At 67.2% G+C, this 22,501-nt stretch carries 27 protein-coding genes; 9 read left to right on the top strand and 18 right to left on the bottom strand.

What is annotated here, in order from left to right; translation table 11 throughout:
* Positions 1-4 precede the first annotated feature (4 nt).
* The 3 genes from FXO23_RS14760 to FXO23_RS14750 all read right to left on the bottom strand — a co-directional run bounded on the left by FXO23_RS14760 (position 5) and on the right by FXO23_RS14750 (position 1,412).
* Positions 5-421, bottom strand: coding sequence for a hypothetical protein (locus FXO23_RS14760; protein WP_158885059.1), 417 nt, complete (start codon positions 419-421; stop codon positions 5-7).
* A complete protein-coding gene (locus tag FXO23_RS14755) occupies positions 402-1,109 on the bottom strand; it encodes an adenine nucleotide alpha hydrolase family protein (protein WP_158885057.1) in 708 nt (235 codons plus the stop codon). The genes FXO23_RS14760 and FXO23_RS14755 overlap by 20 nt, the downstream gene beginning before the upstream one ends.
* Before the next feature lie 69 nt (positions 1,110-1,178).
* Entirely contained in the window at positions 1,179-1,412 is a 234-nt protein-coding gene (locus tag FXO23_RS14750; protein WP_158885055.1) for a hypothetical protein, read from the bottom strand.
* A 751-nt stretch (positions 1,413-2,163) separates the two neighbouring features.
* Between FXO23_RS14750 and FXO23_RS14745 the strand changes: the two genes are divergently transcribed.
* From FXO23_RS14745 to FXO23_RS14730, 4 genes are all read left to right on the top strand, one after another.
* The gene (locus FXO23_RS14745; protein WP_158885053.1) at positions 2,164-2,694 is read left to right on the top strand and encodes a hypothetical protein; all 531 of its coding nucleotides are present in this window, start codon (positions 2,164-2,166) and stop codon (positions 2,692-2,694) included.
* A 94-nt stretch (positions 2,695-2,788) separates the two neighbouring features.
* Positions 2,789-3,208 carry a hypothetical protein gene (locus tag FXO23_RS14740; protein WP_158885051.1) on the top strand — a complete coding sequence of 140 codons (420 nt, stop codon included), beginning with the start codon at positions 2,789-2,791 and terminating at the stop codon, positions 3,206-3,208.
* 98 nt (positions 3,209-3,306) lie between these two features.
* A complete protein-coding gene (locus FXO23_RS14735; protein WP_158885049.1) occupies positions 3,307-3,564 on the top strand; it encodes a hypothetical protein in 258 nt (85 codons plus the stop codon).
* A 140-nt stretch (positions 3,565-3,704) separates the two neighbouring features.
* A complete protein-coding gene (locus FXO23_RS14730) occupies positions 3,705-4,979 on the top strand; it encodes a DUF932 domain-containing protein (protein WP_158885047.1) in 1,275 nt (424 codons plus the stop codon).
* A 253-nt stretch (positions 4,980-5,232) separates the two neighbouring features.
* Here the strand turns inward: FXO23_RS14730 and FXO23_RS14725 are convergent, their stop codons facing one another.
* The 6 genes from FXO23_RS14725 to FXO23_RS14700 all read right to left on the bottom strand — a co-directional run bounded on the left by FXO23_RS14725 (position 5,233) and on the right by FXO23_RS14700 (position 8,854).
* Positions 5,233-6,045, bottom strand: a complete 813-nt coding sequence (locus FXO23_RS14725; protein ID WP_158885045.1) for a DUF7341 domain-containing protein — start codon at positions 6,043-6,045, stop codon at positions 5,233-5,235.
* A complete protein-coding gene (locus FXO23_RS14720; RefSeq protein ID WP_158885043.1) occupies positions 6,042-6,587 on the bottom strand; it encodes a zinc finger domain-containing protein in 546 nt (181 codons plus the stop codon). The genes FXO23_RS14725 and FXO23_RS14720 overlap by 4 nt, the downstream gene beginning before the upstream one ends.
* A complete protein-coding gene (locus FXO23_RS14715; protein ID WP_158885041.1) occupies positions 6,584-7,759 on the bottom strand; it encodes a hypothetical protein in 1,176 nt (391 codons plus the stop codon). Before FXO23_RS14715 ends, FXO23_RS14720 begins: the two co-directional genes overlap by 4 nt.
* Before the next feature lie 89 nt (positions 7,760-7,848).
* On the bottom strand, positions 7,849-8,067 hold the full coding sequence (locus FXO23_RS14710) for a hypothetical protein (protein ID WP_158885039.1): 219 nt from the start codon (positions 8,065-8,067) through the stop codon (positions 7,849-7,851).
* On the bottom strand, positions 8,064-8,504 hold the full coding sequence (locus tag FXO23_RS14705; protein WP_158885037.1) for a hypothetical protein: 441 nt from the start codon (positions 8,502-8,504) through the stop codon (positions 8,064-8,066). The genes FXO23_RS14710 and FXO23_RS14705 overlap by 4 nt, the downstream gene beginning before the upstream one ends.
* Complete coding sequence (locus tag FXO23_RS14700) at positions 8,501-8,854, bottom strand: hypothetical protein (RefSeq protein ID WP_158885035.1); 354 nt, start codon at positions 8,852-8,854, stop codon at positions 8,501-8,503. Before FXO23_RS14700 ends, FXO23_RS14705 begins: the two co-directional genes overlap by 4 nt.
* A gap of 240 nt (positions 8,855-9,094) precedes the next feature.
* Between FXO23_RS14700 and FXO23_RS14695 the strand changes: the two genes are divergently transcribed.
* From FXO23_RS14695 to FXO23_RS14680, 4 genes are read left to right on the top strand one after another with little or no spacing between them, the layout of a single operon-like run.
* Positions 9,095-9,532 carry a hypothetical protein gene (locus FXO23_RS14695; protein WP_158885033.1) on the top strand — a complete coding sequence of 146 codons (438 nt, stop codon included), beginning with the start codon at positions 9,095-9,097 and terminating at the stop codon, positions 9,530-9,532.
* Positions 9,525-10,115 (top strand): hypothetical protein, encoded by a 591-nt coding sequence (locus tag FXO23_RS14690; protein WP_158885031.1) that lies wholly within the window; start codon positions 9,525-9,527, stop codon positions 10,113-10,115. Before FXO23_RS14695 ends, FXO23_RS14690 begins: the two co-directional genes overlap by 8 nt.
* 5 nt (positions 10,116-10,120) lie before the next feature.
* Positions 10,121-11,308 (top strand): MAB_1171c family putative transporter, encoded by a 1,188-nt coding sequence (locus FXO23_RS14685; protein ID WP_158885029.1) that lies wholly within the window; start codon positions 10,121-10,123, stop codon positions 11,306-11,308.
* On the top strand, positions 11,289-11,924 hold the full coding sequence (locus FXO23_RS14680; protein ID WP_158885027.1) for a hypothetical protein: 636 nt from the start codon (positions 11,289-11,291) through the stop codon (positions 11,922-11,924). The genes FXO23_RS14685 and FXO23_RS14680 overlap by 20 nt, the downstream gene beginning before the upstream one ends.
* 141 nt (positions 11,925-12,065) lie before the next feature.
* On the opposite strand, the gene FXO23_RS14675 is transcribed toward FXO23_RS14680, so the two are convergent.
* From FXO23_RS14675 to FXO23_RS14635, 9 genes are all read right to left on the bottom strand, one after another.
* On the bottom strand, positions 12,066-12,695 hold the full coding sequence (locus FXO23_RS14675) for a hypothetical protein (RefSeq protein ID WP_158885025.1): 630 nt from the start codon (positions 12,693-12,695) through the stop codon (positions 12,066-12,068).
* Positions 12,696-12,711: 16 nt separating this feature from the next.
* On the bottom strand, positions 12,712-13,845 hold the full coding sequence (locus tag FXO23_RS14670) for a hypothetical protein (protein ID WP_158885023.1): 1,134 nt from the start codon (positions 13,843-13,845) through the stop codon (positions 12,712-12,714).
* Positions 13,846-13,939: 94 nt separating this feature from the next.
* Entirely contained in the window at positions 13,940-14,230 is a 291-nt protein-coding gene (locus tag FXO23_RS14665; RefSeq protein WP_158885021.1) for a hypothetical protein, read from the bottom strand.
* Positions 14,227-14,586, bottom strand: coding sequence for an SAV_915 family protein (locus FXO23_RS14660; protein WP_158885019.1), 360 nt, complete (start codon positions 14,584-14,586; stop codon positions 14,227-14,229). The genes FXO23_RS14665 and FXO23_RS14660 overlap by 4 nt, the downstream gene beginning before the upstream one ends.
* 619 nt (positions 14,587-15,205) lie before the next feature.
* The gene (locus FXO23_RS14655; protein ID WP_158885017.1) at positions 15,206-15,532 is read right to left on the bottom strand and encodes a hypothetical protein; all 327 of its coding nucleotides are present in this window, start codon (positions 15,530-15,532) and stop codon (positions 15,206-15,208) included.
* Between the two features lie 91 nt (positions 15,533-15,623).
* A complete protein-coding gene (locus FXO23_RS14650) occupies positions 15,624-16,589 on the bottom strand; it encodes an FAD-dependent oxidoreductase (protein ID WP_158885015.1) in 966 nt (321 codons plus the stop codon).
* Entirely contained in the window at positions 16,586-18,007 is a 1,422-nt protein-coding gene (locus FXO23_RS14645; RefSeq protein WP_425484863.1) for an NsdA family TPR-like regulatory protein, read from the bottom strand. Before FXO23_RS14645 ends, FXO23_RS14650 begins: the two co-directional genes overlap by 4 nt.
* Before the next feature lie 784 nt (positions 18,008-18,791).
* Positions 18,792-19,976, bottom strand: coding sequence for a macrolide family glycosyltransferase (locus FXO23_RS14640; RefSeq protein ID WP_158885011.1), 1,185 nt, complete (start codon positions 19,974-19,976; stop codon positions 18,792-18,794).
* A 128-nt stretch (positions 19,977-20,104) separates the two neighbouring features.
* Positions 20,105-20,806: a TetR/AcrR family transcriptional regulator gene (locus FXO23_RS14635; RefSeq protein ID WP_246257264.1), complete on the bottom strand. Its 702-nt coding sequence runs from the start codon at positions 20,804-20,806 to the stop codon at positions 20,105-20,107.
* A 47-nt stretch (positions 20,807-20,853) separates the two neighbouring features.
* Here FXO23_RS14635 and FXO23_RS14630 point away from each other — a divergent pair, with 47 nt between their 5' ends.
* On the top strand, positions 20,854-22,494 hold the full coding sequence (locus tag FXO23_RS14630; RefSeq protein ID WP_246257242.1) for an amidohydrolase: 1,641 nt from the start codon (positions 20,854-20,856) through the stop codon (positions 22,492-22,494).
* Positions 22,495-22,501 lie beyond the last annotated feature (7 nt).

Genomic DNA, 22,501 nt, shown 5'->3' with positions numbered 1-22,501 from the left:
AGAATCACCCCCTCTCCGGCTGGTCGGGGTCCGGCATCGTGACGCCGAGCAGCTTCGCGACGGCGTAGCCGTCGAGGTACTTGTCACCGATCATCGTGAGGTTCGCGGCGGCCAGGAAGGCGTCCTTGTCGGCCTGGTGCTTGAAGCACACCGCGAACCAGAACTCCGTCTCGGTGGCCAGCGCCATCCGTTCGGCCTCGCGCGCCTGGCGCTCGCGGAAGCCGCGGTGCAGCGCGTCCAACTCGGCCCGCCCGTCGGCTTCCTCGTCGCCGGTGTACTCGACGCCGTCCAGCGGGTCGGGGTCCGGGTCCGCGGTGAGCATGGCCAGCACGTCGTCGTTGGAGACCATGCCGGACACGGCCGAGACGGTCTGGAGCTGGGCCAGCAGCGCGGCGTTCGGGTCATCGGGTGAGTTGCTCATGGCGCAGGAACTCCAGCTCGGCGAGGGGAAACCAGCTCAGGAGCTGGGCGTAGTCGTCCGGCGCGTTGCGGCGCAGCGGTTCGAGAAAGCGGTAGTCCAGGCCGTCGAAGCTGCGGCCGAACCACTCGTAGTCGATCGGCAGCGGCGCCGAGTGCCGTTTGATCGCCGCGCGCACGTCGGCGACCTGCCAGTCCCACACCACCGACACCTTGCGCGTGTGCTCCTTGATCGGCCCGTAGGTGGACATGGCCATCCGGCGCAGCGGGCTATCCGTGGCGCGTACCCCGTCGGCGTTCCAAACGTCCTCCGGTAGGCCGAGGTCCAGGCGCAGGGTCGCGGCGACGTCCTCGAGCGTGAACTCGGTGAGCCCGGCGGCGTCGATCACCCGCCACCGCTCGGGCGGGCAGAACACGTAGTTGATCAACCAGCGATACAGGGACGGATGCGGCAGGTCGTAGATGTGCTGGCCGAAGAAATCCTCGAACATCTTCAGGCTGTCGGCCACGAACCGCAGGCCCGGCACCGAGTACAGGTGATACGGCACGACCTCGATGCCGTGTTCCCGCAGCGCCAGCCACGCGGCCAGCGAGTCCTTGCCCCGGGAGAAGCCGAGCAAAACCGGTTTCCCCTCGGCGGCCAGGTCGTCGAGGATCCGCCCGGAAGGCGTCACCCCGTCAATCGTGATCATGACGAACCCCCGGACGTGGGCTGTGTACTGAGTGCACGAACGTGCACGCGGTCAACGGGGCCGGATCGGTCAGCGCTGCCGGTCACGGCGCACGATCAGGCCGATCCCGGACGCCGAGAGCCGCCCTGGCGCGTCGGCCTCCCGGTAGGACGCCCCGGCGGCGACCAGCTCTGTGACCAGCCGGTTTCGTTCGGCGTGCCATCCCTCGGCCTGCTCGGCAGCCTGCTTCAGCTCGGCCGCCAGCTCGGCGCGGCGCACCTCGGCGCGAGTGATCGGATCGGACGTAGGGGAAGCGTGCGGCAAAACCTGGCACCACCTCTCCGGCCCTCAGTGGCTTGTGCGCGGGCGGTGCGGCAGGGGGTCACCCCCCTGGGTGCGCGGGGCAGGCCAGCTCCGCGACCGACCGGCGGCCCGGCGTCATGCGGCACGGACACAGTTGTGTCCACTGTGGAATGACTAGTGTGGATGGTTCCAGCCTCCCCGGGTTGCCGGGGTCCGGGCGGTCACCCGGCTATGACACGGACCACACAACCCACGGCCATGGGCAGGGTCATCCGGGTCAAGGCCAGCGGTCACCAGATCTCGGCGAATGACTGGCCAGTGATCAGCCACAGTGGACGGACGAATACAGCCGTGGCCCGGATGGTCGGGACAGTCGACCAGATCGCAGCGGCACATGGGGTCACGCGCGAGCACGCCAGGCCGGAAGCGGGAACGATGACTAGCCGAATAGCCCCGCTGTGCGGAACTACCAAACGCCGAACGGGCTCGGGAACGGCACTCGGGACACCGACCGCCCGAGCGTGTCACATTTCCGCACCCCGGACGCGTGCAAGCGCGTTTTGCGCGTGAATTCATTCTCAACTCGACGAACCTAGGATTTAATGACCATTATTCCATATGGGTGAAAAGACCTAAGATGGTTGATCAGTATCACGTGCTGTGACACTATTTAGATGTTGGTTCATTGCTGGGCCGGACAGGCTTGACAATGGAAAGCACGCGTAGCTCTCGGTAAGGCAATGCCGGGGGTGCCAATCGAAAGGCTAGAGAGATGAGTTTCGCGCTGCCCTCATTAGAGCAGTACACGCAGACGCGCGACTTCGGCAACATGGTGTGGGCCACGGCGGACGTGGCCACCCTGCCCGAGTTGGCCCGTCGAATCGTTGCAGCCATGGGCGCCGAGTATGGCCCAGATTTCGAATCCCCCCGCATGGGAAAGCGCCGGTCTCGACTGGGCCGCAAGTTCTGGATCGGCCGCCCGAACTGGGGCGTAAATGCCTGGGTCTACGGCGGCCGTTTCGTCGACTTTGAAATTCACGGATTCCTTGACTCCGAGCTTGCCGACCCAGGTTTCTTGACTGAAATGCGCGGCGAGTACGCAGAGTTCGTCGAACGGTTCAACTGGACACGTGACGGTGACCACACCGACCGTCGCTTTCATGGCAGCGAGATCTTCATTTGCAACGAAAACGAGCAAGCAATTCGGTGGCGCACCGGCCGAGTGTTCGTTTATCGGCCGTGGCGGAGGGTGCTCGGCAGGCGGTTCCAGCCGTTCCTGCCGATGGACACCGGTTTGCTGTAAGGCTCTGTAAATCCCTGTACGTGACTGTGCCCCTGGTCAAACGGTGAGGCAACACCATCCCAGGGGCACAGCGCGGAACCCAGAAAGGCTAGAAATGAGTTCCGACAAGGTCAACGATACCGCAGGCAATCAGGACCCGACTGCACAGCAGGCGTACCGCGCCTACACGGAAGCGCGGGACCGCTTCGTCGCCGAGCTGGTCAACTCCGTGCAGACCGACCCTCGGGCCGCCGAGACGCTGTGCAGGATGCTCGCCGCTCGGGTTGGAGTGCTCCGTGTGCTGTATCTGCTCCGCGCTGATGCAGGTGGGACCGCGCTGTTCTACACGGAGACCACTCCCATGACGCGCGCATTGGCCGGGGCGCTGGGCTTCGTGGAGTTCGACCACATGCACGCCTGTCTGATGCTGTGCGCAAGTGGTCGGCGCGAGGTGGACAGGTGGATTGATTACATGACCGTGCTGGACGGGCACCCGCTGCTCGCGCCGCTGTGGAAGCAGGTCATCGTGTTCTGATCGACCGATTCAGCCGGGCGGTGTCGGTTCTCGCCGACACCGCCCGGTGCTCGTTCACTGCTGGCCGCCAGCCGCGGCCGTAAGGAAAGATCGTCACTATGCCGAAGCCCGAACAGACCGACCAGGAACGCCTTTCCGAGATCAGCGCGAAGGTTGCGCAAGCCAACGCCTTGCGCGAGCAGGCGGACGAGCTGGAGGAAGAGGCTCGCAAGCTGGCGGCCGAAGCGCGTCAGGCGGGACTGCTCACGAAGGACCTCATCGAGGTAACCGGTTGGTCGCATCAGAAGATGGCGCGGGTCTTGCGCATGGCGGGCGTGACGGCGGACCGGTCGGCCCCGCGCAAGCGGCGCGTCTAGTCGTAGCCTCTGACCTGCGGGTTTCACCCATTCGGCCTATTCAATAGTGTCACGAGCTGTGATACTATTGAGGGGTACAGCAAGCGGGGGCAGCCGGTGAGGCAACACCGGTGCACCCCTTCATGAAAGGCGGATTGACCATGTCCAACCCGGTAAAGGGGCAGCCTGCCAAGGCTGCGGCCAAGGCCACCACGGCGGCTAAGGCTCCGGCTAGAACCGCTGCGGCCAAGGCGGCCCCCAAGGGCACCAAGGCGGCCCCCAAGGCCGTGGCTAAGGCTCCGGCTGCGGCCAAGACCAAGACCAAGCCCGAGACTGCGGTGGAGACCGTCGAGGATGTTCCGACCCTGCCCAAGGTGCAGGATCCCTGGAGCGTGCTGGCCACTCAGGTCAACAATTCCCGGTCGGTCGGCGAACTGGTGACCAAGGCGGGACTGAAAGGCTGGAATGTTCGGCGGGAACCGGCCCTCGCGGCCGTGCCCACCGGAAAGTGCATGGACTGCGATAAGCCTGCGGGCGAGGACCACGCGGAAAAGTGTTACCTCGCAGTGGCGGAAGAGGGTGAAGAGTTCGATGGCAAGGTGGACGAGAATGACACCACCGACCACGTGGAAATCCCCGGCGCTTTTGCCCTCATTCGAACTGATCCCAAAACCGGAAGGTACGAGGCGATCGGATCGACGACCAGAACTAGTGATCCGGTTGCCATCGAGGACCGGGCCAACATGCTCGCCGACATTGTCAAGCAGACTAAAGCCAAGTTCGGCCCTGCTGGCCCACTGTGGGGGAACACTGCCGGTTTCCTGTCCCTGCGGATGCCGGAACGGGTCAAGATTGGCAAGGGAGCTAAGTCGGATGAACTGGAACTGCGGGTAGTGCTGATCTGCTCCGTGAACGGCAAAAAGTCTCAGATCATGGTCTCCCCAGTGCGGCCAGCGACCGCGACGGTTCAACACTTCGGATGGGAGCCGCAATACCTGGATTACATGTCCAACACCAGCATCCGGGCCAGCGAAGCTAGCGAGGCCATCGCCATGGTTCAGTCTTCGGTGGAGATCATCGAGGAAACCGCGTCCAAGATGTTGGCAACCAAGATGGAACTCGCGGAATTCAACATCCTATGTAACGAGCTGTGGAAACCACCGTCGATGACGGCCAACACGCGGCTGAAAGATCAACACAAGCTCCGGAAGTCTATGCTTGAGATCCTCTTCTTTGGTGAGCACGAGTCCTTTTCCGGTTTGGGCCAGACGCGGTGGTCTGCCTGGCAGGCTATCCAGTTCGTCGCTCAGCACATGCCTCACGTGAAGGTTAATGCGGACGAGAAGGAGGCGGAACTGGCCCGCCGCGCGGAGCAAGCCTTGTTTGGCGGCATGGCCAAGATTTCGGCCACCGCCTACCAAGAACTCTCCAAGTAGACGGTAAAAGCCTGCCCCAGGGACCGGATCCCTTCCGGCCCCTGGGGCTTTTCGCTGCCCCAGGGGCCAAACGGGGCGGCCAGCTCGGTGCCGGAGCGAACTCTGGCTGAGCGGACGGGGCAGGTGCCGAACGGCGGAGAGCCCCGCAGGCCAAAGGGGGAGGAAGTCTACGGGGCTCTCGACGCCTGCCGGATGGCATCCGCCGGATTTGGGCACAGCGGTACCTAGCCGTGTCAGTATGTAGAACGACCTATCAACCCGTCAAGCCTTCCCCGCGAGCTTGCGGCGTGTCCTCGGTCACAGTCTTTTGTGGTTCGCCTGTCTCGTCGACGCCACAAATCCAGCGCTGCCGGTAGTCCGGCAGGAACGACACGGCGGCCGGGTCGGTGGGCAGGCCGAGTTCGGTGGCGAGTTCGACCCAGACCCTTAGCGGCCATTCGTGCCCGCAGGCTCCGCACACGGCGGCGATGCGTTCGGGGTTGATCGACAGCGCGGGGCGGCGGATGTAGTCGCCTTCGTCGTCGGACCACACGCTCACCGTGTCGGCGGTGCACAGTGGACAGGTTCGTCCGCGCAGGGTGTAGCGGGGTGGTGGGTCGAGCAGGAGCCGCGCTTGCCGGACCCATTCGGCTGCTGTGGTGGCGGCCCAGGTCACGTAGTCGGGTTCGGTGTGCTGCCAGTCGTCGGCGTGCTCGACCCAGAGCCGGACTTGTGCGGCTAGGTCCTCGGGGTGCGCGTGATCGTGGCACCAGCAGCAGCGCCGCATCTCCTGGCGGATCTCGGCCAGCAGCGCGAGCACGCCGAGCGCGGCCGGGGGCCGGGACTTCGGGCCGCCGATCTTGCCGTTGTGCTCTTGGCCGGGCATGACTGCTTCGGCGAGCTGGTCCAGCAGCGAGAGGACTTCGGCGGTTTCGGTGGTGCCGTCGTCGCGGGTGACGCGGGCTTGGCCGGGGCGTGCGAGTTGGTCCACGGCGACCTCCCAGCCCAGCCGCGCGAGTCCGGCGGCCTCCCTGCTCGGTGGCCGGTAGGGCTCGGCGTGCTGGTCGATGGGGTAGGCGAGGGTCACTGGTTGGCTCCTGAGTGCGCGGTGGTGCGTCTGGCCGCTTTGTGGCGGCTGGGGTGCATCCGGGTCTTCGGGTCGCGGAATTCCTGGCGCCCGTCGCGACGGCGGGACAGCGGGCTGCACAGCACGCCGGGCGCTGCGCGGCAGAACGGACAGCGGACCTGGCGGGCGCGGTCGTGCTCGGGGTCGCGGTGCCAGCCCATCGCCTCGTACACCGCGCGGATACCGCGCGCCCCCACGGCGACGAAATGCGCCCGTTCAGCGGCCCGATCCCGCCGAGCCGCTGCCTGCGGCGAACTGGCCGCGCTGGCGCGATCCCGCGCCGCTTCGACACGGCCGGCGATTTCCGAGGGGGTGACCGAGCGCGCGGCACTCGGCCCGAGCGCGAGTAGGGCGGCTTCGCACTCCAGGTACGAGCACCCGGCAAGGCTGGTCAGCCATGCCGACACGGTGGCTTCGGCCGGGGCCTGCGCCTGGTGCGGCCGGTAGCGGGTGATCAGCGTGACCACCTGCTCGCGGGTGATCGGCTCCGTCGCGCCGGTCATGCGCCCGCTCCGGCCAGGGCGCGGGTTCCGGCGTCGCGCAGCAGCGCATCTAGCTCGTCCGGTGTGGTGTGCGCGGGCAGTTCCCCGCGCACGGCTTCGCCGATCGGTGAGGTGTCCCCGCGGTCGATCGCCGAGGCCCGGACTCGCTCGAAGGTCGCCACGGCCAGCGCGTCGGCCTCGATCTTCGCCGGGCTGGCACTGGCGGCGAGGTGCCCCCGCATGTACTCGCCGACCAGCTCGGGCAGGAAGCTCACCGCCAGGCGCTTACGAGCCCACACCCGCAGACCGGCGCCGATCATCGCGGGCTCGACCCCATCGGCCAACAGCTCGATCACCTCGGCCGTGAGCCGGTCCAGCACGCGCCGGGGTTGCTCGGGGCTGTGGGTCAGCACCAGTCGGCGCGCGTCGGACCGCCGAGCCTGCCGGACGGATGCGGGCTCATCCTCGGCGGCCGGTGCCTCGCGCGAGGTCTTGCTCGCACGCGCGGGGACCCCCACTTTTCCAGAACGAGAAATGAGAGAAGGTTCTCCAGTCTCCCGCTCCCTACTCCCTTCTCCCAGGTCCTTCGGCAAAGGGTTCCCGGAAGGGTTCGGCGAAGGGTTCGGCGACCCCTCCGCGCCAGGCTTGTCCGGTGTGGACTCCACCGAGGCCGCGGGCGCGGTCGGCGCGGGCCGGGCGGGTGCCTTCGTGCCCATGGCGGCCTTGACGACCGGGGGCAGCTCGCGCGTCCCGGCTTCCAGCGCGTCGGCGGCCACGGCCGGGGCCGGGCCGGTCACCTCGACCGGCAGCCGCCGCAGCTCGACCGCCAGCGCGGCCCGCAGGATCGGCGACTCGATCTCGAACGCCACCCGCAGCGCGGCCCGCACCATATTGGGCTGCTTGTACAGCTCGTCATTGCGGATGAACGACCGGATGAGAACCTCTTCGGTCTCCCAGTCGGTCACGATGAACCGGGCGGCGTCCAACTCGGACAGCGCGGCCCGCACGCCCTCGACGTCCAGATCGGGATGCGGCCGAGCCCAGCGCTTCGCCGCCAGGTCGAGCACCCCGGCATACGACAGCTTGTACTGGGTGACGAGCTGGAGATACACCAGCTTCGCCGCCATGGACAAGGCACAGAAATCGTCGTCGTTCCAGATGCTCAGAGCGATCCGCGCGTGATCACGCGCCATGGGATTCCCCCTTGTGCAAGTCGCGTCGCGCCGAGAAGGCGCGCCAAGAAACGGAGTCGGCCGGGAACATCGGCACCGGCCGGAGTGGGTCAGCGGCGGCTCGGCAGGCCGAGCCGGGTACGGATGCGCGCGGCGGTGTAGGTGGACATACCGGTGCGCTGCGCGGTTTGGGTGTCGGTGCACCCTTGGGCATGCAGCCACGCCACGACCAGTTCACGGCCGCTCGTGGGCAGTTCTTCGGCGAGCAGTTCGCCGCGCAGGCACCGGCGGGCGGCCTCGGCGTCGACGTGGCGAGCGGACCCGATCACGGAGCCGTCCCCTTCTCGGCGATGTCCGTGTCCGGGTTCGGCAAGGCGGCGGTGTCCAGCGCGTAGATCGGCTGGAGCTTGCCGCCGTTGCGCCCGGCGGTGTCAGTGCTGCGGACATACCGCCCCGTAGTCACCAGCAACCCGGCGGCGCGCAGCCGGTTCACCGTCGCGCCGATCAACTGCGGCTGCACCCAGGGCGGCAGCAACGGACGCCACCGGTTCGCGGTCGTCTCCCGGAACGGATCGGTCAGCGCGTCGCGCAGGATCACGTTCACGATCGCGAGCACCTGCGCTTCGTGCAACGGGTCCGCGGTGAGCAGCGCGGCCACCGTCGCGGCCGTCTCTCCACTGTCCGCTCCGGCCGAGCCGGTCTCGCGGGCCTGGGCCACCATCGCCCCCGCCAGCGAGACCAGTTCGGAGAACGCAACCGCGCTCACCCCAGGAGCTTGAAGGTGGTCACCTCGGAGATGTCGCTGCACTCCTCGAAGATCTGCGGGTAACGCTCCTTGAGCGTCTTCTGCACCAGCGACACCCGCAGCGTGGTCGTGCAGGACACCACCGGTGTCCCGCCCACGGTCCCGATGCTCGCGCCCCCAGCCGCGAGCACGCCTTTCAGCAGGGCCTCGTCCCGTCGGCGCGTCTCGGAGAGTTTGCTTTGTCTTACCTTAATTTTGCGCAATTCCGCGATCAGATGAGCGCTCGCGTCGACCGAGAGCGACACGCCGTCCCGGTAGAGCGGCCCCTGGTCAGGGGCAGGCTCGGGCGTGGCAAGAGTGGCGTAGGACACGGTGAACCCTTCGTGGATAACACCTGTCGGAGTTCAACCGACAAGCATGTAGTCCTGTGTGGAATCGTCGAAGGCGGATCTCCGTCCGCGTATTTGCTGACAATTGTCAGCGGGTACCGAAATCATTTCGATGTTGACGCTGACGTGCTCCGAAGCCTAGCTTGATCACAGGCGGGGATGTCAAGTTGCCACGCAGAATCAGGAATTGCTGACAATAGTCAGCGCGGGAGGGTTACGAAGGTGCGGAAGACGCTGCCACCGTTCAACGAGCTGCTTATGACCGTGTTCGAGCGCTGCCGCAAGGCAGACGGCGAACGGTACACAGACCGCGAGGTCGCGGACGGCATGAGGGCGAACGGCACTTCAATCGACTATTCGTACTTTTCGCACCTCCGGCGAGGGAAACGGGAACCCAAGTACCGGCATCTCAAGGGCCTGGTGGAGTTCTTCGACGTGCCCGCCGGGATCTTTTTTCACGCCGAGGATTACGACAAATGGCTGACTAATCCCGTCCGAGCGAGCGAGCCGGACCTTCCCGCCCAACGCGCTCCCGAAGGGGTTCTCCTGCGCGGTTCCGAGGAAATGTCCGAGGCCAGCCGGGCAATTCTCGGCGACCTGGTCAAGCGCGTGCGGGAGCTGGAGAGACAAGACCGGAGCGAGCGAGGTGCGGGTGACTGACCAGGCCAACAGCGCGAGGAAATGGAAGTGCTGGAGTTGGCGCGGGCGGCGCACCCACGCCGCACTGGTCACCGGCACCGGCCCGATCGTGGACAGCGCCGAAGTGCGGCGGCGGGTCAACGAGCTGAAGCTGACCGGATCGCCGAGCGTCGACGACGTAGCCCGGGTGGTCAGCCAGCGAACAGGCCGAGAAATCCGGATCCTGCCCTACCCCGAGCACACCATCAACGCCTACCGCGCCGTGGGCGAGGAACCACCCTCCGGGGCATGGGTTCCGGGCGACGAAATGGACTTCATCTTCCACCGCGACGACACGACCCCCGAGCACCAGCTCCGCATCATCCTGCACGAGCTCGGGCACGGACTCTGCCGCCATGTCGGCGACCAGCCCGCAATCACCGTCCTCGGCGAGAACGGCCCCAGCCGCGAAGTGATCGCCAGGGCGGTGCAACGCCACGGCCGCTACGACAAGCCGCAGGAGCATGCCGCCGAACTGTTCGCCTACCTGGTCGCCCGCATCGCCAAACCGCCCCACCCCGGCATGGACGACGACACCGACCGTTACCGCCTTCTGGAGGACTGACCGCCATGACCGGCGCCCTCGCACAACAGATCATCGTCTGGTGCACCGTCACCGCCGCCCTGCTGTACTGGTTCAAATCGTGGCGACGCGCCCCAACACCAGGCAAGACAGCCATGGTCAAGGCCCTGGCCGCGCTCGACCTGGTGCTGATCCTCGGCGTGGACTACGGCTACCACGAATGGCTGTTCGGCATCCCCACCTTGCCGAACTTCCTCGTCCACATCATCGGCCTAGCCGCCGCGTACTGGTTCCAGGTATTCGTGCTCTACCTCGGCCCCGACGCCGACACCGTCCCGGCGAAGGCCCGCGCCCGCCGGCGAATCCTGCTGCCCACCCTCGCCGCCTTGACCGTGCTCTACGTCCTCGGCCCGCTCGCGGCCGGGCTGCCCGAGATCACCACCGGCGCATCCGGCCAGCCGTTCGTCAGCATCTACCTCGCCGTGTTCGAGCTGTACGTGGGCCTCGCGATGTTCGACATCTTCTGGACCTGCCGGAAATGGCGCGAAAAGCGCGGCTACCTGCGGCTCGGCCTGCTCACCCTCCGGTGGGGCGGCGCGTGCGGCCTGCTCTACGCCGTCCACAAGGCCCTGTACTCCGTGGCCGTCCGGCTGGACCTGAACCCGCCGTGGGTCGAATACGGCAGCCTCGGCGTCAGCCGCCTGCTCACTACCTGCGCCACGCTGCTGCTCATGGCCGGAATGACGCTGCCCGCGGTCGGCCCGCGCTGGGAACTGCGCCGCCGTGACCGTGCGCTCGAACCGCTCTGGCGCGACCTCACCGACTGGGCACCCGACTACCGGTTCAACCCGCCCGAAGCCGCGGGCAAACCCGACATCACAGACCGGGTACGCAATCGAATCGTCGAGATCCGCGACGTCCTCTTCGAACCGCTCCAGCCCTATCTGGACCCCGCCGTCGCCGAACGAGCCCGCGGCCACGCCCGGCGAGACCAGTTCGACGACGTCCAAGCCGAAGCGGTCGCGCAAGCCGCCGTTATCGCCGTCGCGCTCGCCGCAGCCCGCCGGAACGCGCCGGTCGGAGACTCCGGCCCCTTGAACTTCACCGGCCCCGGCACCGACGACTACCGCGACGACGCAACCTGGCTCGCTACCGTGGCCACCGCCTACACCGAATCACCCATCGTGAAAACCGTCCTCGAGGAGACCGCCCCCGATGCCGACCCCGTCCACTGACCGCACGGTCCGCCCGCTGCGGCGGCGATTCGCCCGGGTCGCAACCGAGATCCTCTCGCCCGAGGTATGGGTCCTCGCGCTGCCCCTGATCGTGGCCTGGCAGGTCACCGGCCACCACATCGGCGAGACCCTGCTGTGGGGCCTGATCGTCAGCATCACCGGCTCGGTCATCCCCATGGCCGTGATCCGCCGAGGCGCTCGGCAAGGCAAATGGGAAACCCGCCACGTCACCAACCGCGAAGGCCGCCTCATCCCGCTAACCGCCTGCGTTACGTCCTTGGCCGGGGGCCTGCTGATCGTCATCCTGGGCGGCGCGCCGCATGAAATGATCGCGCTCGCGGCGTCCGGAGTCGTCTGCCTTATCGCCAGCATCGCGATCACCTTCGGCCTGCACTTCAAGATCTCCATGCACGCCCAGGTTGCCGCCCTGGCCGTCGTCGTCCTGGCGATCGTGTACGGCCCCGTCCTTCTGGTCCTCGCCCTGCTCGTCGCCTGGGTCTGCTGGTCCCGCGTCGAACTCCGCGACCACACCACCCCGCAAGTCCTCACCGGCGCACTACTCGGCGCAACCCTCGGCGGACTCGGCTACTGGGCACTCGCCACCGCGCTGGTGTAATCAACGGACGGCTGCAAGGAAGAACCCCCGGCGCATCGGGAAAGGTGGATCTGCGCCGGGGGTTTGACCGCCCCGACTCGGTCGATGTCGAGGTTATGCGTTGTCCGGAGAGCAACACGTCCCTCGATCAGGTCGTTTGTTTCAGTCGGAGTGTTCGCGTATTGAGCCGGTGTTTCCGAGTTTGAGTTTGCTTCGGGCCATCGCGTTTGTTGACGCACCCGAAGCGACAGAGTGGCGGATGCCGTTGTACACCAGATCCCAGAGATCACGGTTGCTGTGCATGAAGTCCAGCGACGTGTCGGCTTCGCCGCCGGAACGGTCTCGAAGTTCTATACCGTAGCCGCCTGCGGCGTTCACGGTCACCTTGATCTCGGTGAGTTCGTAGATCCTGACGATCCCACCTCGGGTGTTCAGCCAGTCGGATCCGGCCGCGATCTTGTGCCCTTGCGGAAGGATCCACCCCAATAGCCCGATGCCCGCGAGAATCAGCCAGAGCCACCACACACTCATCCAGCCGAGCCCGCCCCACTTCAGGGTCGCGAAGATCAAGCACACTGCGACGAGTATTCCGGACATCCAGCGCTGCATAGAGCGATCGCCGTAGTGCCACTCCAGAGCGGGGCCGCCGCCAGTTGGCCCCTTGAGGACTTTGCGGGACTGGAACGGCTGCTTCGCCTCTGGTTCCTTGTCGGGGTTTTCGACCGGAGCGCGCGGCGGCCTGGGCTCGCCCGAGTGCGGATCGGGAATCGGTGGTAGGTCGGCCGGGCTCACGAGCGGGTCTCCGTCCTCACTTCAGAGGGTTGCGCAGGTACCAGGGTAGTTTCTCCTGGACCTCCGGGCTGTTGAGCAGGTCGAGCGCTCGCTGGCTGTCTGGGCTCATGAATTCCTCGATCGCCCACCCGGTACCCGTCGAAACCAGGAATCCTGCCACCGCGCCCACCGGGCCGCCGAAGGCCGCGCCGACACCGGCACCTGCCCAGGCACCGGCGAGCAAGCCCGTGCCGTTGGACACGATGCTCGTAGTTACGTCCTTGCCTTGAGCAACATCGAGGCCAACGCTCATGCCGGTCAATGCGGTGCCGACAACCGGAACCTTCTTGATGACCGCAGTGCCAGTACGAAGGTACTTCGCGTTTTGTGGGATGAACCGGCCGAGCTCGGTCGTCAGGGCCTTCTTCGCACCACCGGGAAGCTTGTCCAGCCAGCCCCCGATTCGGCTGGCGGCTGCTTGGTCGGCGGCAACTTTCGCCTTGGCTCGGTCGATCAGTGAGGCGAACAGGTCACTGGCCTGCTGCGTTGCACCTCGCGTGGCGTCTCTGGACAGTCCCGCCAACTCGTCGGCCACGGCCGTGTATTTGGCCGCGCTGGCTTTCCAAGTGCTCTGGCGTGCGAGGTAGCCAGCGCTCAGGCCGGTGACGAAGTCGGCGGAGTTGATATGCCACTTGTCGGCGACATTGCCCAAGTAGGAGAGGAGCAGGCTCTGTGAATCGTTCTCCATCTTGCGGGCCTCGATGACGACGGCGGACGCATCGGCATACGCCTTCGCCTTGTCCACCCAGTCGCTCCAGGCTTTCTCGGCTCTCGCCCGGGAACCGGCCTGCGCGGGCGATTCAGGCTCGTTGTGCGAAATCGGGCCTGGCTCCGGCGGCGGTGGCCCAGGGTCGAGAATCTCCCGTTCTGTGACGGTCAATCCGGCGGCGGTGGCGATATCGCGCGCTTGCTGCATTCGCGACTTCACCGTGTCGATGTCGTTGGCGTGCATGTCGATCGCATTGGCCGCGCCGCCGAATCCGCCCCGCAATGCGTCGACCTTCGGGCCAAGGTCGCCCATCGAGCTGCGGAACGAGTCGGAGGCAGAGCCGTCCCATCCGTCGAGCGATGTGGTGCGAGCGGAGCTGACTTGCCCGACCGTCGCGTCCACTCGCCCACCGGCCGAACGCATCCATCCGACCGTGGCTCTCATGCTTACCGGGTCGGCCTCAACCCACGTGTCCAAGCTCATCCGTTTCCCCTCGCTACTGTGGTTTTGGTCCCGGCTTGGGCACGTACTGGGCGGCCCAGTGCTCGTTCGCCTCGTACTCGGTTCGGCTGGCTTTCACGGCCTCGCCCGCGGATTCCAATCCCGCAACCAACGTGTTGGCCTGCTCGGAGAGGTGACCGATCACCGCTGCGATTGCCGCGCTGGGCAATCCGGCTTTGATCTCTCCCGGCGGCGCCTCAACCTGCCCGAGGTTGTCGCCCGCACCATGCAGGATCTTTGCTACTGCGCTCAGCGTCGCCGGTTCGGCGTGGTATCCCCCGCTCACAGATCCTCCGTGTCGTAGTTGCCGTACTGCCGGATGGCGGGAGCAAGCACCGGATCCCAAAGCACAACGTCGGCTTCCGCGAGGTACTGGAACTCGGACAGAGTCTCGGCGCGGATGCTGAGCCACGGCTGTTCGTCCCCGCAGCCCTCGACCAGGCGTTCCAAGGAGGAGTAGACGAGCAATGCCCGAGAGCCGTCATCCAGGTCACGTAGAACGAAGGCCACTTCATCTCCGGTGACAGGGGCAGCCGTCGGCAAATAAAGCACGGTCGGGGCGTCATCGTCTTCGATCATTTCCGACCCGAGCACAGATCGGGTGACCGCGATCTCGCGGTCGTCGCTGAACTCGGGCGGCATACTGCGCCCCATATCTCCCCCGGCTCGATTGAACCCATCTCCCAAGCGCTGACCGTAGCGAGACGAACGCGGTGAGTCGAGCGAACCAGGGGAACATTTGCAACTGTAACGGGCCAGCTTGGCGGACTCGCCTGTGCCGGATTCTTCGCCTAGAACAGCGGCGAGCGCCTAGGGCGCAGGTTGCTGGGCAAACCGACGGCCCAGTCGGCGCGGCGAGCCATTTGGGAGATGGGCTCCGCGCCGACTGGGGCTCAGGGGGACGTCAGCGCGTCCGGGTTAACCCGATGGGGTCGAGCGGTACCGAGGACCGCCTGGCTTGTAGCAGTCACATCGCTTGGCTTCGTGGTCGTACCAGCGGCAGATAGTGGCCTTGCGCGGTTTAACCTCGGTCACCTTCAGCGTGTTCTTGGGGGTGCCGTCCTCTTTGAAGCCATGGTCGCGCAGCCATCGCCTGGCCCTCCGCTGTACCTGCGGTTGCTGCTGCTGGTCGGCCAACAGCGCGGCACGCCGCCGTGCTTCCGCATTCCAGTCAATGACGCGGGGCATCACTCGTCGTCCTCATCGGTGAACACGTCACCTTCGTCGGTCTCGACCGTGCCGTGCGCATCCTTCTTCCAACTCATAGCGGCACCAATCCCCGGATCAAGATCGAATGCCGGTTGTGGCGGGCCCACCGCGCACAACCCGGGCAGACGTCGAACAGCGAGGCGGGGCAGAGCTCGTCATGCTCGGACAACATGTCCCGCGGATGGCGGTGCGGGTAGAGCGTGTCGTACTGGCACGCCGGAGTCAGGTACTCCCACGCGCGGTCGTCGACCTGGACAGCGAAGTACAAGTGGCACAGGGCGTCACCGGCATAGCGACGGCTCATCATGCGCGCGCTGATCCGCTCCGAGCGGTTCCTGTCCAGGGCGATCTGCCTGGTGCAGTTGCGGGGCGGTTTCACGCGTGTCCCTCCTTTTGCCTCTGCCGATAGCCAACTGCGGGTCGGCGACGGCGAGGAGGGGAACGACGCGTCGAAATTGTCGAATACGGCGCTATCTGTTGGAAGCAGCGGCGAGGAAAGCAACGGTGGCCGCGCAACCCCAGGCGACGCTCACGCCCGCTCCGCCGTGGCCGTAGTTGTGGATCACCGTGGATCCGCCCGGCAGGCGCTCAGGCTCGATCCGGATCGAGGGCCTTGTCGGTCGCAAGCCGACGCTGTGGGCGAGGAATTCAGCTCCTCTGAGGCGGGGCTCCAGGTGGAGGCATCGAGTGAAGATCGCTTCGGCCACAGCGGCATCCGAAGTCCTGTCCCAGGCGTCCTCGTAGGCGGTGCCGCCGAGGACAACGTGATCGCCGTGGGGATAGATCGCGATGAGGTCGGGGGACGAACCGGTGTCAGCTTCGAGGACGTCGGTCAGGCCAGGATTGGAGACAACGAGATGGTGGCCCTGCACTGGACGAAGCTGGTCATCACCAGTCAGGCTCCTGGCACCCATGCCCGCGCAGTTCACCACCAGGCGAGCCTGCTCCGCGGCGTCCGCCAGCGAGGCGATTCGACCGGACTCAAGTTCGACGCCTGCTGCGCGCAGCCTGGTGAGGAGGTAGTCGAGATGTGCTGGCATGTCGACTAACGGCGCGCGGTAGCTATGTCCGAAGCTGTAGCCAGCAGGTAATTCATGAGGTGCGCACGGCTTGCGGTCGGTGAGCAGGTGCACCCAGTCCGGCGACGGATGATCGGCACGGGCGACTTCTCTCACCGTGGCGAGCCGAACTCCGGTGTCTGGCTCGGCGGCGAGGTCACGCAGAACGTCCAGCGTTTGACTCGCCCACGGCAACACTCGATCGCGAGGTTCGACCATCCAAGGTCCCCAAAGCGCCCCGGCGACGGCGGAGGTCGTGTTTTGCGGGGGTTCGGCGGTGCGCACCAGGACGTGATGCCCGGCTTCGGCAAGCGTCACCGCCGTGGTCAGTCCGATAATTCCTGCACCGATTACCAGGACGTTCGGTGGTGCTGTCACCGTTTGGTTCCTGCGACGCGGGGCAACGCGCGATCCAACATGGCGGACAGGCTGCGCGCATACTCGTTGCGCTGTGCGCGCCGCAAGCGGGATCCCAGCCGCGAGAGCACGCTCAGACTGCGGACTGAGTGCACATTCTGCGTTCTCGTGAGCGCGACCTGCCCGAACTGCCAAGCTTTCTCATGGTTGCCCTGATAAGTCGTGGCGACGGTCAGCCACGCCCCTTCGAAAAGAGCGCGGCGCTGCGAGGGATGATCGGGAGAAACAGCATGGGCACCGTCGCGCAGCAGTCTCTCCCCGCGACGCAGCAGCGGGGCCGCCGCGGACTGATTTCGGTCATCGCTCGCCAGCGTCCCGGCGTGCACGAGGGCATAACCGGCTTGCGTGTCCAGGTGGTTTGGCGTCAGGTAGTACATCCAGGCGGGATTTTCGCCTCCGCCGTCGCTACCGAGCACATCGATCGCAGACCGGTAAGCCCGGTCGAACGAGTCGAGACGGACAGCGACGGCGTAGGCATAGGCGAGGCGCGTTCGAACGGAAGCACGGACTCCGGAAGGCGTCGAATGCGCGGCGTGGTCGGCCATCTCACCTAGTTCCACAGCGTCGCCCGGGTTCTCCACGGTCGCTGCCTGGAACGCCAAGTCGGCGAGCACATGAGCCGCCATCGCGCGGTAGTTGGCCGCGTGCGCGGCCTTGAGTGCGGTGAAGAAGTAGCGCTGAGCGAGGCCGGGCTTGCCACCGTCGAAGGCCATCCAGCCGGCGAGTTGGCCGATCTCAGCGAGGGCTGTGTACAGCCTGTGCTCCACTCCAGGCGAGTGGCTGCCTTGACGGAGCAGCAGCGCAACGGCGCGGAACTGTGCTCCGACGTAGTTCAGATGGGCGCCACCGCCAGCGGCGTCATCCAGGCGTTGCAGATGCGGAATGCTCTGTTCGATCTGTTCGAGCAACGGGGCGCTGACCCGATCGCCTTCGAGCGCGGCGGTTAGCGCACCTGATTCAGCCGAAAGGTAGCCAGCCGCGATGGATCTCAGCGCGCTGCCGGACACACCGAGAAACACACGCCGGTCAAGCAAGCCTGCGGTGATCCAGTCATCAAGCAGCCCGAGCGTTCCTGCTTGCGACCAGGCCCGATCCACCTCGACGTCGGCGGGCAACGTGACCGGGGAGTCAGCGGCACGGCCCTGCCACAGCTCGGCGACCGTAACCGGACGACCGAGTTCCTGGGTCAGCACCCACGCGACGTAAGTCGGCAAAGGCGGCCGAGGCACTCCGCCGGAATCGCGCCAGTGGTACGGGACCGACTCGGCTACGGTTCCGGTGCCGAACGTGCGGTTGATCCGCCGCGCCAAAGTCCGCGGCGACCACCCCAGCTCCGCCAAAGCCGAAGCGAGGGCTTGATTGGGGCGGTTGCTCGGCACGGGCACTTCCCCCGGTTCACTGGGTCAAGGTGCTACCAGGGTAGCCACTACACGATCAGGTGAACCACTCCACTCTGACGTGCTTGACGCGCTCAAAACATGCTTTTACCAGCGGAGATGCTTTGGTACCTGAGTGGCAACTTGACTAAAGCCGCATTGAGGTTTTCTGGGTTCTCGGTGTGTGGCGTGGTGCCGTGCTCGTGGGGTGCCCGGGATGTCGAGAGCACCTACCGAAATGGGGAACTCGGTGTACCGAAACGGGGGACTCGCACGTCCGAAACGGGGGACTCGCGGCAGGTGGGGGGTCTACTGCCGCGAGTTCCCCGTTCCGGTCGGGTGTGTTCCCCGTTTCGGTAGCCCGAGTTCCCCGTTCCGGGAGGAGGCGAGCATCAATGCGACCTTCGGTGCACGCGGGAAGGCAAGGTTCCCCCACGCCGCATCGAGCACGCCGAGCACCACCCGAGAAGCCCTACTGAGAAAGGCTCACTGTGGTGAAATGGCGGGCTTCACTTGCCGAAGTACTTCTCGGAATACTCTGGGTTTTCGCGAGGGCATCAAGGACGGGTAGTTGTGCACGATCCGGGGCGCGGCGTTCTCCGGGGTCGCCGCGCTGATCAGCGATTCGACATCGGTGCGGAAGTCGACGCCACGGAGTTCCGCCACCGCCTCGACGCCTACGCCGACGTGATGCGGAGGCGGGAACCAATCGAGGACCACACTCGCGAAACCAGGGCGCATGTCGATCAAGGTCTGCGCTGGCCGTGGCCACTCCCCGGCTGCGGGCTCAGGCCAGCAGGGCCTCGATCGCGTCGGCGCCGGCCGCCGGGCCGCCGGTGGCCCGGATGTGTTCGGCCATGGTTACCACGTTGGCACGGATGCCCTGATCGGCGGCGACTTCCTCGACCGTGCGGCGCAGCTCGCCGGGGTCCGGGTCACGGGTGACGTCCAACTGCCTGCCCAGGCCGAGTTCCTCGACGCGGTGTGCGTTGGCGGTCTGCTCCGGGGTCTGCGGGTAGACCACCAGCGGCACCTGCCGCATCAGCGACTCCATGACGGATCCCATGCCGGCGTGCGACAGGAAAACCGTCGCATGCCTGAGGACAGCAGCCTGCGGGATGTACTGCCGGACTTCGACGTTGGCCGGAATCTCGCCCAGTTGCGCCGGATCGACCTGGTGGCCCAAGGCCATCGCCACCTGCCAGTCGGTACCGCGGAAAGCCTCGGCGCACGAGGCGAAGAAGTCCGGCCGGTCGTTGAACGTGGTGCCGAGCGAGACGAACAGCAGCGGCCGGCCGTCGGCGGGCGGCGCCCAGTCTTCGTCGTCCCGGTTGCCGAACGAGGGCCCGATGAAGTGGAAGGCGTCGCCGAACGTCTCGCCCCGGATCTGGAACTCGCGCGGGATGAACACCAGATTGAGTTCGGCGTACGTGCCAGGACGAGCCATGATGTCGGGGGACAAGTCGAAGTCCTGGGCCAGTTTGCCGGCCTCGGCGAAGTACTCGAGCATGGTCGGATGGCTCGGGTCGAAGTCCCGCGGAGCCAGCATCTGGGTGAAGTCGAACTCGTCGTTGCCGGCGAAGGTGGGCACGGTGGCGACCGCGCGCAGGCCGAACTTGTGCGCGAGCATGCCGCCCAGCGCGGTCAGCACGTCGTAGCAGATCAGGTCGGGCCGGTCGGCCGTGAGCCACCGCTGGGTGGCCGGCAGCACCCGGCGAACGGAGTGGACGCTGCCCAGCAGCATCTCGGCCAGGTCCGCGGTGGTCTGCCCGCCCTTGGACACCCTGATCGGCGGCGGGTTCCAGTCCAGCGCGACCGGCGTCGCGCCGGCGGCCTCGATCGCCGACGCGAACTCGGCCCCGGTGGCGTAGCTGACCCGGTGACCGCGACGGGTCAGCTCCCGCACGAGCGGCAAGGTCGGAATGACGTGTCCGGCCGACGGAACGGCGTTGAACGCGATGTGTTTGGTCATGTCCCCCCTGCTCCCTGGTTCCCCTGGCGACGCATTGTTTCGAGGGTCGCCGCGTGCTGTCGAGCGAGTATCCCAGGCGGCGATCTCCGCCCATCCGCAACCTGACGGCATGGACGTCGAAGGGCGGGTCAGCCCGGAGAACCGCCCTCCTGGCCGGTTGCCCGGCGGGCGATCGCCTCGATCATCAGGTCCAGCGCGAACGTGAAGTTGCCGGGATCGTCCAGCTCGGGCAGGTACCGGGCCACCGCGGCGATGTTCGGGTAGTCCTGCGCGGACAGCCTGCGGTACTGGCCGTCCCAGGCCGCGAGGTCGGCCTCGCGCACGCGCGGTTCGAGCGCGGCCAGTGCGGCGTCCAGGCTGGAGTGCGCCAGCACGAAGTCCCCGAACGCGCGGTAGTGGCGGGCGGCGGCTTCTTCGTCGAAACCGGCCCGGCGCAGGCAGGACAGGATGTGCTCCACGGCGCGGAATTCGTGCGGCCTGCGCGCGGTCCGGGCGGCGAGCTGCGCGAGCCGGGGATGCCGCAGGTAGGCCGCGTGCAGGTCGAGCGCGCCCTGGCGGAGGTCGGCCCGCCAGTCGTCGGTGGTGACCAGGCCGTTCTCCTGGGACTGGGCCTGCAACGCGTCGGTGATCGCGAGCAGGAGCTCGTCCTTGTCCCGGAAGTGCCGGTAGATCGCGGTCGGGTGCGCGCCGAGCGCACGACCGAGCGCGGCGAAGGTCAGCGCCTCGATCCCGCCCCGGTCCACGATGGCGAACGCCGCGTCGACGATCACCTGCTGGTTCAGGCTGTTCCGCGGCCTGCGGCGGCGGGTGGCGGCCATCATCCCTCCCATAGTCACGGTGTTGACTATCACGTTGACCATGCGGAGACTACCCGCTCATGCACCTCCCCGACATGCATCTCCCCGAGCAGCGAACCGCGGACCTGCTGCTGCACGGCGGCCTGGTGCGCACCCTCGACCCCGCCCACCCCGTCGCGAAGGCCGTCGCCGTGCGCGACGGCACGATCCTCGCCGTCGGCGACGACCACGAGCTGCGCTGGTTGCGCGGACCGCGCACCGCCACGGTCGACCTGGCGGGTGCGACCCTCACGCCCGGCCTCGTCGACGGCCACCTGCACCCGGTGCTGGGGCTGGAGACGACAGCGGGAGCCGACCTGGGCGGAGTGCGCGACCTGCGCGGGTTGCGCGATCGGATCGCCGCGGAACGGCGGCGGGCGGGTCCGGGTGACTGGATCCTCGGCTGGAACCTGGACCCGAACGTGTTCGGCGAGGACCCGGTCACCGCGCGCGTGGTGGACGAGGCGGCGGGCGAGGTCCCCGCCTTCCTGACCTTCGCCGACGCCCACTCGGCGCTGGCCGGTTCCGCCGCGCTGCGGCTGGCCGGGGTCGACGGCCCGCGCGAGTTCGGGCAGGGCGCCAGCATCGCCTGCGATCCGGCGGGGCGGCCCACCGGTCATCTGCTCGAGCACGAGGCGATGGACCTGGTGCGCCTGGTCATCCCGGCCGAGCCGGAGGCGCGCCGCCGGGCGCGGCTGCGGCGGTTGCTCCGGGAGATGGCGGCGGCCGGTCTGACCGGTGGGCACGTGATGGACGGCGACGGGATCGAGCTGGTCGGTGACCTGGACGCGGCGGGCGAGTTGCCGGTGCGGCTGCGGTTCGCCCCGTGGTGCATGCCCGGCGACGGCGAGCCGGGCTGGCAGGAGCTGCTCCGGGCGCAGCGGCAGCACGGCGAGTTGTGGCGGGTCGGCGGGGTCAAGCTCTTCCTCGACGGCACGATCGACGGCGGGACGGCCTGGCTGGAGGAACCGGACACCCGGGGCGCCTCCACCCGGTCGTTCTGGCCGGATCCGGCGGAATTCTCCGCCGCGGTCCGGTTTTTCGCCGCGCACGGCGTGCCGACCGCGACCCACGCCATCGGGGACGCCGCCGTCCGGCATGTGCTGGACACGGTGGCCGGACTGCCGGATACCGGTGCCCGGCACCGGGTCGAGCACCTCGAGACCGTGCCGGACGGCCAGCTGCGCCGCTTCGCCGAACTGGGCGTGGTGGCCTCGATGCAGCCCACCCACGCCCACTACAGCAGGGCCGACGGCGGTGACAACTGGTCCCGGCGGCTCGGCGCCCCGCGCGCGGGCAGGGCCTGGCGGTGCCGCGACCTCGCCGACGCCGGGGCCACCCTGGTCCTCGGATCGGACTGGCCGATCGCGTCCTTCGACCCGAGACGAGTGCTCGCCGGAGCCCGGCTGCGCCGCCCCGCGGGCAGCCCCGAGATCGAACCGGTGCTACCCGGGCAGGCCCTCACCGCGCTGATGGCGCTGGCGGGGATGACCACGCACGCCGCCGAGGCGGCCGGCGAGTCCGCGGTCGCCGGCCGGATCCGGCCCGGCCGGCGCGCCGACCTCACCGCCTTCACCGTCGATCCGCTGCGGGCGCCCGCCGACGAGCTCGCCGAGGCGCCCATCGCCCTGACTGTCCTGAATGGACAGATAACCCATTCGACTCTTTCCGGAAATCGCTGAAGGAGAA

It is taken from the genome of Amycolatopsis anabasis (genome assembly GCF_009765355.1).
In the GTDB taxonomy this organism is placed as follows: Bacteria; Actinomycetota; Actinomycetes; order Mycobacteriales; family Pseudonocardiaceae; genus Amycolatopsis; species Amycolatopsis anabasis.
Note: the sequence above shows the minus strand (reverse complement) of the source record. Positions and strands in the feature narration are given on the sequence as shown.

What these genes read in the sequence shown, in the direction of transcription:
- FXO23_RS14715 (WP_158885041.1), bottom strand. Translation starts at nt 7,759, where the DNA reads ATGGCGCGTGATCACGCGCGGATCGCTCTGAGCATCTGGAACGACGAC.
- FXO23_RS14760 (WP_158885059.1), bottom strand. Translation starts at nt 421, where the DNA reads ATGAGCAACTCACCCGATGACCCGAACGCCGCGCTGCTGGCCCAGCTC.
- FXO23_RS14730 (WP_158885047.1), top strand. Translation starts at nt 3,705, where the DNA reads ATGTCCAACCCGGTAAAGGGGCAGCCTGCCAAGGCTGCGGCCAAGGCC.
- FXO23_RS14630 (WP_246257242.1), top strand. Translation starts at nt 20,854, where the DNA reads ATGCACCTCCCCGACATGCATCTCCCCGAGCAGCGAACCGCGGACCTG.
- FXO23_RS14635 (WP_246257264.1), bottom strand. Translation starts at nt 20,806, where the DNA reads ATGGGAGGGATGATGGCCGCCACCCGCCGCCGCAGGCCGCGGAACAGC.
- FXO23_RS14720 (WP_158885043.1), bottom strand. Translation starts at nt 6,587, where the DNA reads ATGACCGGCGCGACGGAGCCGATCACCCGCGAGCAGGTGGTCACGCTG.
- FXO23_RS14740 (WP_158885051.1), top strand. Translation starts at nt 2,789, where the DNA reads ATGAGTTCCGACAAGGTCAACGATACCGCAGGCAATCAGGACCCGACT.
- FXO23_RS14660 (WP_158885019.1), bottom strand. Translation starts at nt 14,586, where the DNA reads ATGCCGCCCGAGTTCAGCGACGACCGCGAGATCGCGGTCACCCGATCT.
- FXO23_RS14735 (WP_158885049.1), top strand. Translation starts at nt 3,307, where the DNA reads ATGCCGAAGCCCGAACAGACCGACCAGGAACGCCTTTCCGAGATCAGC.
- FXO23_RS14680 (WP_158885027.1), top strand. Translation starts at nt 11,289, where the DNA reads ATGCCGACCCCGTCCACTGACCGCACGGTCCGCCCGCTGCGGCGGCGA.
- FXO23_RS14685 (WP_158885029.1), top strand. Translation starts at nt 10,121, where the DNA reads ATGACCGGCGCCCTCGCACAACAGATCATCGTCTGGTGCACCGTCACC.
- FXO23_RS14640 (WP_158885011.1), bottom strand. Translation starts at nt 19,976, where the DNA reads ATGACCAAACACATCGCGTTCAACGCCGTTCCGTCGGCCGGACACGTC.
- FXO23_RS14745 (WP_158885053.1), top strand. Translation starts at nt 2,164, where the DNA reads ATGAGTTTCGCGCTGCCCTCATTAGAGCAGTACACGCAGACGCGCGAC.
- FXO23_RS14755 (WP_158885057.1), bottom strand. Translation starts at nt 1,109, where the DNA reads ATGATCACGATTGACGGGGTGACGCCTTCCGGGCGGATCCTCGACGAC.